Raw genomic sequence first — 12,665 nt, forward strand, 5'->3', positions numbered from 1 at the left:
TCGGTCGGTTCTTCCGACGACGATCCTAAAAACCAGAACTGTCTCGTACTCTGGGCCAAGTTCGTGAAAATCGATCGAGCGGCGGTCGTCAGGACGCGATGGTGAACAGGAGCAGGTTGTGTGCGCCGGGGCCGAGCCCGACGGCGGCGACCGCGCCGAGCAGGAGGGTGCCCTCGCCGGGCTCCTCGCGAACGTAACTCGCCAGGAGGACGAGCACCGCCGCCGCGAGCGCGAGTTTGGCGACGACGAACAGCCAGCCGGCCCCCAAGATGGGAGCGGTCGGGAGCGTGGCGGCGAACTCGATGATCGCCCGGGAGAACGGGGAGCGCTCGCCGAAGCCCAGAACGTCGATCCCGACGGCGGTCGAGACGCCGTCGAGCGCGTGGCCGAAGACGCAGAGCCCACCGACCGCGCCGGTCACGCGGGTCGCGGGCACCAGCCGTCGGAGGGCTGCCCAGACCGTCACTGCGCAGACGACCGCGACCGCCAGCGCCACCGCCGGCCAGACCGGGTGGAGGTCACCGGGTGCGCTCCACACGAGCGCCCAGCCGACCACGACGATCGCCAGAACGGCACCCGAGAGACCGACCACGCTCGGGACGGATGGGGGCCGCCAGCGGTCGACGGGGAGGCCGGCGGCCGCGCTCGCCGCCCAGACCGCACCCGCGAGCACCGCGACCGAGACGTAGACCGTGGGCGAGGAGAAAAAGGGTTTGAGAAGGAACGAGGACGTCTCGTAGACCTGATAGAGCACGTAACAGGACGACCCGACGACCATCCACGGCGCGAACGAGACCACCACCCGGTCGGTGACGCGCGGGCCGAGCCGACGGAGTGCGAGCGCCACGCCGGCGAGCGCGAGCGCGAGCACGACGAGATAGGGTAACGGGGGGAGCGTCGACCCCTCGGGGAGGATCTGAAGAACCTGCATAGCGAAATCGGCAGTGGGGCGGGCGAAAGCGTTGCGGTCGGCCGACCGCGGAGTTATCCGGGTCGACCGTCTCACGCGGGCATGGACCGCACCGCGCTCGCCGCCGCCATCGACCACACGGTCTTGGGTCCCGAAACCACCCCAGGGGACGTCGAACGGGTCGTCGGCGAAGCCGCCGAGTACGGCATGAACGCCTGCGTCCCGCCGTGCTACCTCGACGTCGCCCGCGCGACGGGTCCCGACGTGACCCTCGCCACCGTCGTCGGCTTCCCGCACGGCCAGCACGCCCCTGAGACCAAACGCGACGAGGCGGTGCGGGCGTGGGAAGCGGGCGCGGACGAACTCGACGTCGTACTCAACGTCGGGCGGCTCCGCGCGGGCGAGGACGACGCCGTGGCCGACGAACTCGCCGAGGTAGTCGCCGGTGTGCCCGTCCCCGTGAAAGTCATCATCGAAGCCCCTCTCTTGGACGACGACGAGAAACACCGTGCGTGCGAGTGCGCCGTCGCCGCCGACGCCGACTTCGTGAAGACCGCGACCGGGTTCGCCGACGGCGGCGCGACCGTCGCCGACGTCGAACTGATGAGCGACTTTCTACCCGTAAAAGCCAGTGGAGGAATCGGGAGTTACGAGGAAGCGAACGCGATGTTCGAAGCGGGTGCCGAGCGGATCGGCGCGTCGAGCGGCGTCGCCATCGTCGAGGGGTTCGACGCGGCGACCGAGTGAGTTACTCGCCGGCCTCGATGGCGCGAACCACGCCGCTCACCACGAGCCACGGCACCGCCCAGAGCCCGACGAATCCAACGACCGTGGCCGCGAGCAAGCCGCCGAACGCCGGGAGGGCGTAGGCCACCAGCCACACGGCCGCGAGCGCGAGCACGAGGCCGACCAGCAAGCGCGCCACGAGCGCGGTGGGCCGGCTCGCGCCGTCGTCGAGGTCAGCGTGGGTTCCGGAGCGGGTGTTTGTAGGGGTGATACGACGACCGGTAGGCGCGAATACGTCGTGGTTCATCTCTATTCCACCGTAGTCCACCGTTCCCGATAAGTGTTATCTGAAATACATTTCTGTAATCCGTTCAACCGAAGGCGATTTATGTAAAATTTCGGGATTTTCGGCGGTTCGGGCGGCGGAACTACTCGCGTGTCACGTCCAGCACTCGCACGTCGCCGTCGATGGTGAGCGAGAACGTCTCGCCGTCGGCGGGGATCGTGAAGCGCACCCGCCAGGGGTCGGTGCTCTCGACTACCACGTACTCGTCGTCCCAGAGGTACTCGATCTCCCAGGAGGGGGTGCGCCGGACGTCGATGCCGTGGTCGTAGAGGAAGGCGATGACGGCGGGCGAGGACTGGAAGGTCTCGCCGACGGCGGTGTGCATGTCGGCCCCGCAGCGCTGACAGGTGTGGACGACCGTCGGCGGGTCGTCGGGGTCCTCGCCGGCGACGAGTTCGGAGGTCCGGCGGCCGAAACACCACGTACAGAGGCCGTCGACGGCGAGCGCGGTCTGGGCACGCATCCAGCCGTCGTAGACCCAGAGGAGGTCGTCGGTGTCCCGACCCGCGAGGGTTCCCGGTGGGAACGGGAAGTCGTGGAACTCGATCCCGCAGTCCGGACAGCCGATCACGACGTACTCGTGGTCGTAGCGCGCCACGAGGGTCGCCCCGCAGTCGTAGCACTCGCTGTCGAGGGCGAACGGCTCGACGCTGTGTTCGTCGGCGAACGACGCGAGCATCGACCGGCAGACCGCGAGCCCGCTGAACAGGAGGGAGTAACCCTCGTCGGTCCGGTAGATGAACCGGCCGGTGAGCTGTTTGAGGTGGTAGTTGAAGCGGCCGCTGTCGCCGAGGCCCACGCGGTCGTTGAGGTCGGAGAAGGAGACGGCCCGGTCGGGGGAATCGTAGAGTTCGAAGAGGATTCGGACCCGAGTCTCGTTCGCCAGGGTTCGAAACGCGCTCTCGAGGCGGTCGGTCGGCACCGTCGCCGCCGTGGTCTCCTGTTTCATCCCGCGCTCCCGAGGGTGAGTGTCGTCATAGCGGTGAGTGGAATCGGGGCAGGATAAACGCACGGCACGAAACGAAGTCGGTTTGGTCGGACGGGGGCGATCGGGAGCGTGGACCGGAACGATGGACCGCAGCGCCGCCCGTTCGGCTTCGTCGAGGACCACCCGGTGATCCGCCGCATCGGCGAGCACGACCTGTTCCTCGGGAATCGGCTCGCGGCCGACCCTGACCATCACGACCGGACGTTCGAGTTCGTGCTCACGCTCGCCAGTGATACAGAGCCGCTGACGACCCACCACCGGCCGCTCGTCGACGGGCCGGGCAACGACTGGTCGGCGTTCGAAACCACGGTCGACACCGCTCGGTGGCTCTTTCGCCGGGACGGCTCCCTGCTGATCCACTGCACTGCGGGGATCTCGCGGAGCAGCACGGTACTCGCGACGACTCTGGCCGCGGAGGAGGGGACGAGCCTCGCCGAGGCGTTCGACGTCGTTCTCGACGCGCGCCCGTCCGCCGTCTCCCATCCGGCGCTCCGCGAACTGGCGGTCGTCTATCTCGCCGCTCGGACGGAGTCCTCGTCTCGCGGGTGAGGCCGCGAGTCCGTCGCGTTTTTGCCCGCGCGGCCCCGAGCGACGGTGACCGGATGGCCAGCTATCACATCGAAACCTACGGCTGCACCGCGAACCGTGGCGAGAGCCGCGAGATCGAGCGCCGGCTTCGCGACGGGGGCCACCACCCCGCGGACGGCCCGAAAGCAGCCGACGTGGCCATCCTCAACACCTGTACCGTGGTCGAGAAAACCGAGACCAACATGCTCCGGCGGGCGCGCGAACTGGAGGACGAGACCGCCGACCTCGTCGTCACGGGCTGTATGGCGCTCGCCCAGGGCGAGCAGTTCGGCGACATCGACGCCCGGGTCTGTGGCTGGGACGAGGTCCCCGAGGTCGTCCGGAACGGCGAGTGTCCGACCACCGCCCCCGGCGCGGAGCCGATCCTCGACGGGGTGGTCGGCATCCTCCCGATCGCGCGGGGCTGCATGAGCAACTGCTCGTACTGCATCACGAAGCACGCCACCGGCAAGATCGACTCGCCGCCGATCGAGGAGAACGTCGAGAAGGCCCGCGCGCTGGTCCACGCCGGCGCGAAGGAAATTCGAGTTACTGGCCAGGACACCGGCGTCTACGGCTGGGACAAGGGCGAGCGCGTGCTCCACGAACTCCTCGACCGGATCTGTGACATCGAGGGCGACTTCCGCGTTCGGGTCGGGATGGCGAACCCAAAGGGAGTGCATGGAATTCGTGAGGAGCTCGCCGCGGTCTTCGCGGAAAACGAGAAGCTCTACGACTTCCTCCACATTCCTGTCCAGTCGGGGTCGAACGACGTGCTCGGCGCGATGCGCCGCCAGCACCAAGTCAGCGAGTTCCGCGAGGTGGTCGAGACCTTCGACGACCACCTCGACCACTGGACGCTCGCGACGGACTTCATCGTGGGCTTCCCCACGGAGACCGACGCCGACCACGAGCAATCGATGGATCTCCTCCGGGAGACGACGCCCGAGAAGATCAACGTCACGCGTTTCTCGAAGCGTCCCGGGACCGACGCCGCCGACATGAAGGGATTGGGTGGGACGCTGAAGAAGGAGCGTTCGTCGGCGATGACGGACCTGAAGATGGACGTGGTCGAGGACGCCTACCGCTCAATGGTCGGCGAGCGACACGAAGTGTTGGTGGTCGAGCAGGGAACTGGGGATTCGGTGAAGGCCTACGACGAGGCCTATCGCCAGGTTATCATTCGCGAGGCGGACGAGCACGGCATCGAGCCCGGTGACTTCGTCGAGGTCGTGGTGACCTCGCAGAACACGGTCTACGCGTTCGGCGAGCCGGTTCGAGCCGAAACCGACCCCGCTCCCGCCGTGTGAGCGCGGGGTCGGTGCGATCGAGCGGTCCCGCGATCACTCCTCCGTGGCCGTCGCGTCGTCGGCGTGCGAGCGCACCCAGAGTTCCCCGATCCGCGAGAGCTTCGTGCGGTGGGATTTGCCCTGTGAGTCCTGTTCGATGTAGCCCTTGTCGCTCGGTCCCAACCGGTCGACGTTGTAGATGACCTTCGAGCGGAAGCTGTCGGTGTACTCCTCCGAGAGTTCGCGCGCGAGGGCGTGGGCGAGTTCGGAGACGCTCTCGAACGGGCCGTCCTCGCCGAGCTTGAACAGGATGAGCTCCTCGAAGGGTTTGACGTTCGAGAAGGAGGCCACGGGAATTTCGAGGATGTGTGAGCCCTCGACGGCCTTCGCGCCGATGGTGGTCCCACGTTCGTCGAACTCCGCGAGGAGGTCCCGGGCGCTCGCGACGCGCTCGTCGATCCGGTCGTCGACGATCTCCGTCCCGAGGTCGTCTAGCAGGTCGGTCTGGCGGCGGAGCTCCTCCGCGAGCTCGGTTTCGAGGTACTTCTCGGGCACCGTGTAGTAGGTGTGGATCCGATCGCGGTCCGCGCTGCGCTCGACCCCGATGGAGTGGGCGGCGGTGGCGAAGGCGAAACTCACGGGTCGCGGCATCGCGCTGACGTTGGCCCAGACGTCCCGACCCGCGTCGAGTTCGGCGTTGATGAGGCCGTAGGCCTGCTCGAACGCCGCGTCGTAGTCGTAGACGTCCGCGACGACGAAGCGCTCGGTTTCGGCCCCCAGTAGGTTCCTGAAATCCTGTTCGAGCTTCGCCGCGAGATTTCGAGAATACTCGACGTTCGCCGCGCTCCCGACCGCGCCTTCGAGGAGGATCACCCGGTCGACGTCGAGCTTGTCCCGGACCAGCGGGGCGATGAGCCGGTCGTAGTCGAACCCCACGGGGACGATGTGGGTCTGCATACCCGACCTACCCGTGAACGACGAATAAACGTTGTCGAGCGACTTCGAAGAAATCGAGTCTTCAAAGTCGGCTATTTCTGTGGATAACCCATACAACTAAATCAGTGAGACTCCGTGAGTTCGATAGAGGCGATCGAATACGATGGCACGAAACGAAGCGGTCACCGTGTCGGAAGTGCTCGACAGAATCCCCGTCGGGCGATTTCACCACCGCTTGCTCGCGATCTGTGGCGGCGCGTGGGCGTTCGACGGGATGGAGGTCATCATCATCAGCTTCACCCTGCCGGTGCTGATCGGCGCGTGGGGACTCTCTGGGCTCACGGCGGGGCTGTTGGGTGCGGCGAGCCTGATGGGGATGATCGTCGGCAACTGGTGGTGGGGTTGGTACGCCGACCGCCGCGGGCGGAAGGGGGCCTTCCAGTGGACGGTGCTGATCTACTCGGTGTTCACCGGGCTGACGGCGCTCTCGGTCGGGTTCTACTCGGGCTTCGGGCTCCGATTCCTCACGGGCGTCGGGCTCGGCGGCGCGCTCGCGGTCGACACCTCCTATCTCTCAGAACACCTCCCGACGGACCGTAGAGGCCGGTATCTGGTCTACCTCGACGCCTTCTGGCCGATCGGGAACGTGCTCGCCGTGGCGCTCGCGTGGGTCTTCCTCGCCCAGCTCCCCACCAACGGCGTGGTCGCCCTGCCGGTGCTCGGTGCCGTCGAGGGCTGGCGGTTGCTGTTCGTGAGCGCCGCCCTGCCCGCACTACTCGTGTTCGTGATCCGGTCACAGCTCCACGAGACGCCGTACTTCCTCGCGCGAACGGGCGATCTGGAGGCCGCGAACGACCGACTCAAGGCGATCGCCGAGACCAACGGCGAGGAGCACACGCCGATCGAGGGGCCCATCACGACCCGCCCCGCCGCCGGGATCGGACGCCTGTTCGAGGCCGACCTCCGGAAACGAACGGTGATGATCGCGGTCGCGTGGTTCGCCATCAACTTCGGCTACTACGGGGTGTTCATCTGGTTGCCCCAGACCGTCGGCGCGTCGGGGGTCGTGGGGAGCATCTACGGCTACTTCATCCTCATCGGGGTGGTCCAGATCCCGGGCTACTTCAGCGCGGCCTACCTCGTCGAGCGGGTCGGTCGAAAGCCCACGCTCGGCGTGTACCTCGTTCTCTCGGGGGTGTTCACCTTCGTCTTCGCCGCCTCGATGCCGGGGGTGGACTTCCTCGGGCTCGGGCTCTCGGGCTTCTGGCCGTTCTTCGGTGGATTGCTCGCCGCCTCCTTCTTCACGCTCGGCGCGTGGGGCGCGATCTACGCCTACACACCAGAGTTGTTCCCGACGAACGCGCGGGCGACCGGCAACGGCTTCGCGGGCGGCGTGGGGAAGATCGCCGCCGTCATCGGCCCGATCCTCGCCGGGGCGCTCGTTTCGCGCAGCTATCTGGTCGCACTGCTACCCCTCGCCGCGGCGTTCGTCGTTGGGGGAGTCGTGGTGCTCGCCTTCGGCCGCGAGACGATGGGCGAGCCGCTGACCTGAGCCGTAGCGTCAAGCCAAGTTAATACATCATATATTCTTGACGGAAATCATTTTACCAGCTAGTCTGTCGCCCCAGCACAAATACTAGAAGAGCCATAAGAAACGCACCTGCGAAAGACTCAATTATCGAGAGGTACTGGGCGGCTGTGTTTACAGGTTGGATATCTCCATATCCTAGTGTCGTGAACGTGACCGATGAATAATAGAATGCTAGTAGGATTTCTGAGAGCCATTGTGGTACTTGACTCCCAGAGAGGAATCCGATCCCCACAACCTGCGCATTCACTGGTGGTCCCGATACTGCAAATACTCCAAATATCAGATATAGCGGAGTCCAAAGACAAACAGTACCCAGAGAGACCAGAACAACTCGCCACGGGCTTTCACCGTGGGATGATAGAATACTATTCATGGCGTAAGCGAGCCATCTCAATCGGCGGCCCTCTTCCCAGTACCGCTTTTTTATAGATTCAGCCTTCTGGATGTGGAATTTACGAGCACGGTTTGGTAATGCGTATTCTTCATGAAGGGACTGTAAGCGACGATAGGTCCAAATTGCGGCCTCTGTTGGTGTAGAATCCCATTCTTCGAGTGAATCAATATCAGAGTACGGTGTTGATCCACCGAATTCGGTGGCGCTATTCATCCTAACTGCAGAGAAATAGGCGTTAAACAATCTAGAATGAGAGAAATTGGCGCTACGAATATCAGTTCTTTTTAGAATCGCATCTTCTAAGTTGGACTTGCACAGAACCGCATTCGAGATCTGAGCATCAGTGAAATCTACATTGCGTAGTGTAGTAGATCTGAAACTGCAGTTGGCTAAGTAGCAATCGCTGAAGTTGGTATTTCTGAAATTAGAGTTAGAGAGGTTAGAACTTCCCAGGTGTGATTTTTGAAATTGACAATCTGGGGCATTTGCGTTTGAGAGGTCGGTCATTATAAGCTTCGAATTTAATAGTTTGGTTGAAGATAATCTAGCACCTGAAAAATTCGAGTGGTTTAACTTACTGTTGTGAAGCTCGGCCATAGCAAGATTGCAACCACTGAAATCAATATTTATAAATTTTGAATCTCTCATGTTAGAGTTGCGGATATTACAGTTAACAAAAGATATCTCGTCGTCTCTTTCAAATTCGACTTCTCGCAGATAAGCATAGTCTAAGCGCTCTGGAATAGATGATCTTGCGTTTCTAAGCTCATCAGCTGGCTTTCTTTTCTCCTCTGTATGCCAGATGCAAAAGTCATTATCTTGCCATGTAGAGCGCCAACAACAGACCCCTCCTGGTCCGATCAGCTCACCATGCTCTTCAAGCATCCTCTTGCTCCCCCAATCTGCTGTATAGCCGCAAACAGAGTCCGGAGTGGACTCACTCATAGTAAATACGAGAGAAATGTTCCACAAGTATCTAACGACCAACATGGGTAATAACAATCACATACTCGAAATTGAGGAGGCTTGTCTATGAGGCCGACTTCTAAGCGAGATCAGTAGATCCGGGACCCGTTCTCGACCTCGCTCTCGGGTTGGAGATGAACCACACCACCGTCGCCGTCGTCGTCGGGCTGCGCCCGACTGCTCGCGGAACTACGTTCCGCGCTGTCGACACCGGTCACGAGACACTGGCTCTCGAAGCCCGCGATGTTCACCGTCCCGAGGTTCGTCACGGCGACGACCTGCCGACCGACGAGGTCGTCCTTCCCGTAGCGGGTCAGCCCGGCCGCCGACTGTCTGGTCTCGCCACCGAAGTCGACGTCGAGTTTGTAGAGGTCCTTTCGCGCCTCGGGGAAGTCCTCGACGGAAACGATCTCGCCCACGCGCATCTCGACATCCGAGAGAAACGTTTCGGGATCGATGTCGGGTTCGTCGATGCCCATGGATCGCCATCGGGCTGGGGATGTATGATTCCAGCGGCGCTTTCTCCAGGTCCGTCGACAGAGCAGACCGCCGCCTACGCCGAGAGGATCTCCTCGGCCAGATCCTTCGCGTAGGTCGACGTGACGCTACTCACGGCGACGAAGACGACGAGCGTGACGACGAGGCCGATGAACCCGTAGTAGAGACCGAACTCGTACTGACTCGGGATCCAACCGAGGAAGTAGCCCAGCACGACGGCCTCGCCGACCACCATCGACGCGATACTCCCCTCGGCGGTGGCCCCGTCCCAGTAGAGCGTGAAGTACAGCGTCGGCGCTATCGGGCCGTGCATGACGACCGCGAGCGCGCCGAGCTGGAAGATGGTCGCCGGCCGGATGTACGCCAGAACGAGGGCGACGGCGATCAGCGCGAGGAGGATCACCTGCGTCGCTTGGACCTCCCGTTTCTCGCTCGCGTCGGGGTTGATGTGGCGCCGATAGATGTCACGACCGATGAGGGAACTCAGCGACAACAGCAGCGAGTCGGTCGTGGACATCAGCGCCGCGACGGCTGCGGAGAGGATGATCCCGGACACGACCGGCCCCGTGATCTCCAGGAAGACCTCCCCGATCGCGTAGTCGGGGTTCTGGATGTCCGGGACGATACCGACCGACCAGACACCGATGACGATGCCCGCCAGCGACATGAGGAGTCCGAGGATCGGGAGGAGTACCGCCGACCGTCGCATCGAACGGGTCGAGTCCGCAGCCAGGAACCGCTGGAAGAGGTGGGGCAGACTCGTCGAGGCGACCGCGAACCCCAGACCGAACGTGACGACGAACAGCGGCGTCCACGACCCGACCGGTCCCTCGAACGTGAACAGGTCGGCGTCCACGTTCTGAACCCCGCTCACGAGTTCCCCCGGGCCGACGATGACCAGGATGGCGACGACCGCTCCGATGAGGCTGAGGAACATCATGGACCCCTGTACGGTGTCGGTCCAGGCGACGCCGAGCATCCCGGAGACGTGGATGTAGATGGCCATGAACGCCGCCATCGCGACGATGGCGTACACGTACGGGACGTCCATCAGGATGTTCAGCGCGACCCCGCCGCCGATGATCTGGACCGTGGCGTACCCGATCAGTGCCAGCGTCGTCAGCGCGATGTAGACGATGGGCACGACTTCGCTGTCGAACCTGGCGCGGACGTATTCGGCGGGCGTGATGTAGTCGAATCGGTCGCCGATCCGCTTCACCTTCGTCCCGAAGGACGCGAACATCGGTCCCCAGAAGACGACGTTGATGATGAAGACGGCCGCCACACCGAGACCGGTCCCCCTCGCCTGTGCGCCGAGCCCGAAGAAGGTGAACGAACTCAAAATGGAGGACATCAACGTGAAGAGGAGGATGACGGTGCCGAGGCCCTTGTCCGCCACGTAGAACGAGCTCGGTGTGTCCTCGATGTAGCGTGACGCGAAGATCCCGATACAGAGCACCCCCAGCATGTAGACCGCGAAGACGACCGTTTGGACGATGGCGACCATTCACTTCACTCTCGACGTCCGCGTCGTCCGACCGGCGGCGCTTCCAGGTGCGGTGATGAAGACGACGACGAGGGCGTACATCACCAGCGCGACGGCGAAACACACCCAGAACCAGACCGGAAGCCCGAGGAGGAACCCATCGAGCGACCCCGACAGCGGAGCGACGACGAACGGGAACATCGTCACCACCAGCAGCGCGACCAGTGCTGCCCACTGAACCGAGGTGAGGTGTATGGTAACAGCCATGACGATCGTAGCGTATATCTTCGCCAAAAAAGTTCTGATTCGTTAATGATAGTTTTGGCCGTCCACCGAAGTGGTCGGTCACGCGCACTCGGGAACGGTGACCGACCGTGGCCGAGGAACCGGGCCTCCGTCACCGAATACGGGAGCTGGCCGAAGCCGCCCTGCCAGCCCGCCGTCGAGCTCACCGTGGTGATCCGGCCCCAGCCCCGCCATCACGGTTCGGTCGATTCGGGAGGAAACCCACGGTCACGGGGCGGTGGTGGACGGTTGCGGGGCGGTTCCTCGGTCGTATCGTGCGAGCCGGTGGTCAGAGTGCTCATCCGGAAGGTCATCCCTCTCGGGCGCTCGCTCCGATACCAACCCTCATTCGGCCGGCCGTCCCATCCCCCGCATGACCACCGTCGTCTGCCTCCGCCACGGCGAAACCGACTGGAACGCGGACCGTCGGCTCCAGGGCTGGGCTCCCACCCCGTTGAACGACCGCGGCCGCGAGCAGGCCGCCGCGGCGGGCGACCACCTCGCCGCGAGCTACGACGTCGACCGCCTGCTCGCCTCGGACCTCCGACGCACCCGCGAGACCGCCACCATCCTCCACGAGTCGGGTGTCGGTCCCGAACCTGCCTTCGAGAAGACGTGGCGTGAGCGGGATTTCGGGGTCTATCAAGGCCTCACCTACGACGAGATGTTCACGGAGTATCCCGAGTTCGCGGTCGGGCGCTCGGGCGAGTCCGCGCTCGCGCGCACCCCCGAACGTGGCGAGGGCCTGCTCGACCTCCGCGAGCGCGTGGTCGAGGGGTTCGACCGCCTGCTCGCCGAGTCGGGAACCGACGAAACGATACTGGTCGTCACCCACGGCGGGGTGCTCTACGCCCTCGTCAGCCACCTCACGGACACCGACTTCGTGACGGCCGTCGACGAGGGCGGACAGGGCAACTGCGCCGTCAACGAGTTTCGAGCGGTGGACGACGGGATCGAAGCAGTTCGGACGAACGACACGAGCTACCGGGGGTGAGTTCTCAACGACCGTTCGCGATCCGCCGCACGGCGTGGAGGTCCGCGACCTCGTAGGTCGGCGAGACGGAGAGGGACAGTTCCTCGCGGTGGGGGCGACGGACGAACGCCGAGTCGACGTCCGCCCGGTCCGCGGCCATCACGTCGGTCTCGCTGTCGCCGACGTAGAGCACCCGGTCGTCGACCGCGTCGAGGTCCGCCAGCGCGCGCTCGAGGTAGTGTGGGTTCGGCTTCCGGCGCGCGAGGTTCTCGATCCCGTTCTCGCGGCCGTAGTAGGTCTCGAAGAGGTGATCCAGATCGAAGTGGTCGAGCACGAACGCGATCGTCGCGTGGTGGTTGTTGCTCACGACGCCGCGCGTGGCCGCGATGTCGCCGATCGCGTGCACGTCGTCGTAGGTCGTCCGCGACCCGTCCTCGAAGGCGCGCTCCTGGGTGCGCTCGTCGTGGCGCTCGCGGGCGTTCCAGACCGCCTCGGGGTCGACGTCGTAGGCCGCCGCAAGCTCGCCGATCCGGTCGGCGTTCGGGTCGGTGACGAGCCCCGCGAGCGTCTCGCGGTCGACGTCACCTATCCCGAGGTCGTCGAACGCCGCCCGCGCCGCCGCGACCTGGCGCTCGCGTCGGGGCGGCGCGACGAGGATCCCGTCGCTGTCGAACACCACCGCATCGTATTCGCTCACGACTCGGATCGTA

Annotated in this window: 14 protein-coding genes; 5 read left to right on the forward strand and 9 right to left on the reverse strand. The window is 64.2% G+C overall.

All coding sequences use genetic code 11. From position 1 onward, the window contains the following. Positions 1-88: 88 nt before the first annotated feature. Positions 89-931 carry a DUF63 family protein gene (locus GT355_RS11150; RefSeq protein ID WP_160134702.1) on the reverse strand — a complete coding sequence of 281 codons (843 nt, stop codon included), beginning with the start codon at positions 929-931 and terminating at the stop codon, positions 89-91. Between the two features lie 81 nt (positions 932-1,012). Here GT355_RS11150 and deoC point away from each other — a divergent pair, with 81 nt between their 5' ends. Continuing rightward, on the forward strand, positions 1,013-1,657 hold the full coding sequence (deoC, locus tag GT355_RS11155; RefSeq protein WP_160134703.1) for a deoxyribose-phosphate aldolase: 645 nt from the start codon (positions 1,013-1,015) through the stop codon (positions 1,655-1,657). Position 1,658: 1 nt separating this feature from the next. Here the strand turns inward: deoC and GT355_RS11160 are convergent, their stop codons facing one another. Both GT355_RS11160 and GT355_RS11165 read right to left on the reverse strand, forming a co-directional pair. After that, positions 1,659-1,943, reverse strand: a complete 285-nt coding sequence (locus tag GT355_RS11160; protein ID WP_160134704.1) for a hypothetical protein — start codon at positions 1,941-1,943, stop codon at positions 1,659-1,661. Between the two features lie 121 nt (positions 1,944-2,064). Beyond that, entirely contained in the window at positions 2,065-2,931 is an 867-nt protein-coding gene (locus GT355_RS11165) for an ArsR/SmtB family transcription factor (protein WP_160134705.1), read from the reverse strand. A 108-nt stretch (positions 2,932-3,039) separates the two neighbouring features. Here GT355_RS11165 and GT355_RS11170 point away from each other — a divergent pair, with 108 nt between their 5' ends. Continuing rightward, on the forward strand, positions 3,040-3,519 hold the full coding sequence (locus GT355_RS11170; RefSeq protein WP_240145782.1) for a protein-tyrosine phosphatase family protein: 480 nt from the start codon (positions 3,040-3,042) through the stop codon (positions 3,517-3,519). A 53-nt stretch (positions 3,520-3,572) separates the two neighbouring features. Continuing rightward, entirely contained in the window at positions 3,573-4,847 is a 1,275-nt protein-coding gene (locus tag GT355_RS11175) for a tRNA (N(6)-L-threonylcarbamoyladenosine(37)-C(2))-methylthiotransferase (protein ID WP_160134706.1), read from the forward strand. 33 nt (positions 4,848-4,880) lie between these two features. On the opposite strand, the gene GT355_RS11180 is transcribed toward GT355_RS11175, so the two are convergent. Next, on the reverse strand, positions 4,881-5,783 hold the full coding sequence (locus tag GT355_RS11180) for an HFX_2341 family transcriptional regulator (RefSeq protein ID WP_160134707.1): 903 nt from the start codon (positions 5,781-5,783) through the stop codon (positions 4,881-4,883). Positions 5,784-5,925: 142 nt separating this feature from the next. On the opposite strand from GT355_RS11180, the gene GT355_RS11185 reads away from it, so the two are divergent. Continuing rightward, positions 5,926-7,314, forward strand: a complete 1,389-nt coding sequence (locus tag GT355_RS11185; RefSeq protein WP_160134708.1) for an MFS transporter — start codon at positions 5,926-5,928, stop codon at positions 7,312-7,314. A gap of 52 nt (positions 7,315-7,366) precedes the next feature. On the opposite strand, the gene GT355_RS11190 is transcribed toward GT355_RS11185, so the two are convergent. The 4 genes from GT355_RS11190 to GT355_RS11205 form a co-directional block, all read right to left on the reverse strand. Beyond that, positions 7,367-8,692 carry a pentapeptide repeat-containing protein gene (locus tag GT355_RS11190; RefSeq protein ID WP_160134709.1) on the reverse strand — a complete coding sequence of 442 codons (1,326 nt, stop codon included), beginning with the start codon at positions 8,690-8,692 and terminating at the stop codon, positions 7,367-7,369. Positions 8,693-8,802: 110 nt separating this feature from the next. Beyond that, positions 8,803-9,192: a tRNA-binding protein gene (locus tag GT355_RS11195; protein WP_160134710.1), complete on the reverse strand. Its 390-nt coding sequence runs from the start codon at positions 9,190-9,192 to the stop codon at positions 8,803-8,805. 74 nt (positions 9,193-9,266) lie between these two features. Further along, positions 9,267-10,718 carry a sodium:solute symporter family protein gene (locus GT355_RS11200; RefSeq protein ID WP_160134711.1) on the reverse strand — a complete coding sequence of 484 codons (1,452 nt, stop codon included), beginning with the start codon at positions 10,716-10,718 and terminating at the stop codon, positions 9,267-9,269. Next, positions 10,719-10,964, reverse strand: a complete 246-nt coding sequence (locus GT355_RS11205) for a hypothetical protein (RefSeq protein WP_240145783.1) — start codon at positions 10,962-10,964, stop codon at positions 10,719-10,721. 391 nt (positions 10,965-11,355) lie between these two features. Here GT355_RS11205 and GT355_RS11210 point away from each other — a divergent pair, with 391 nt between their 5' ends. Beyond that, complete coding sequence (locus tag GT355_RS11210) at positions 11,356-11,976, forward strand: histidine phosphatase family protein (RefSeq protein ID WP_160134712.1); 621 nt, start codon at positions 11,356-11,358, stop codon at positions 11,974-11,976. 4 nt (positions 11,977-11,980) lie between these two features. Here the strand turns inward: GT355_RS11210 and GT355_RS11215 are convergent, their stop codons facing one another. Further along, complete coding sequence (locus GT355_RS11215; RefSeq protein WP_160134713.1) at positions 11,981-12,652, reverse strand: HAD family hydrolase; 672 nt, start codon at positions 12,650-12,652, stop codon at positions 11,981-11,983. Positions 12,653-12,665: the final 13 nt, after the last annotated feature.

The organism is Halococcus salsus (assembly GCF_009900715.1).
GTDB lineage: Archaea > Halobacteriota > Halobacteria > Halobacteriales > Halococcaceae > Halococcus > Halococcus salsus.

Bases quoted from the DNA above. Each gene is read 5' to 3' on its own strand.
- GT355_RS11150 (WP_160134702.1), bottom strand. From the start codon at position 931: ATGCAGGTTCTTCAGATCCTCCCCGAGGGGTCGACGCTCCCCCCGTTA.
- deoC (WP_160134703.1), top strand. From the start codon at position 1,013: ATGGACCGCACCGCGCTCGCCGCCGCCATCGACCACACGGTCTTGGGT.
- GT355_RS11160 (WP_160134704.1), bottom strand. From the start codon at position 1,943: ATGAACCACGACGTATTCGCGCCTACCGGTCGTCGTATCACCCCTACA.
- GT355_RS11165 (WP_160134705.1), bottom strand. From the start codon at position 2,931: ATGAAACAGGAGACCACGGCGGCGACGGTGCCGACCGACCGCCTCGAG.
- GT355_RS11175 (WP_160134706.1), top strand. From the start codon at position 3,573: ATGGCCAGCTATCACATCGAAACCTACGGCTGCACCGCGAACCGTGGC.
- GT355_RS11180 (WP_160134707.1), bottom strand. From the start codon at position 5,783: ATGCAGACCCACATCGTCCCCGTGGGGTTCGACTACGACCGGCTCATC.
- GT355_RS11185 (WP_160134708.1), top strand. From the start codon at position 5,926: ATGGCACGAAACGAAGCGGTCACCGTGTCGGAAGTGCTCGACAGAATC.
- GT355_RS11190 (WP_160134709.1), bottom strand. From the start codon at position 8,692: ATGAGTGAGTCCACTCCGGACTCTGTTTGCGGCTATACAGCAGATTGG.
- GT355_RS11195 (WP_160134710.1), bottom strand. From the start codon at position 9,192: ATGGGCATCGACGAACCCGACATCGATCCCGAAACGTTTCTCTCGGAT.
- GT355_RS11200 (WP_160134711.1), bottom strand. From the start codon at position 10,718: ATGGTCGCCATCGTCCAAACGGTCGTCTTCGCGGTCTACATGCTGGGG.
- GT355_RS11205 (WP_240145783.1), bottom strand. From the start codon at position 10,964: ATGGCTGTTACCATACACCTCACCTCGGTTCAGTGGGCAGCACTGGTC.
- GT355_RS11210 (WP_160134712.1), top strand. From the start codon at position 11,356: ATGACCACCGTCGTCTGCCTCCGCCACGGCGAAACCGACTGGAACGCG.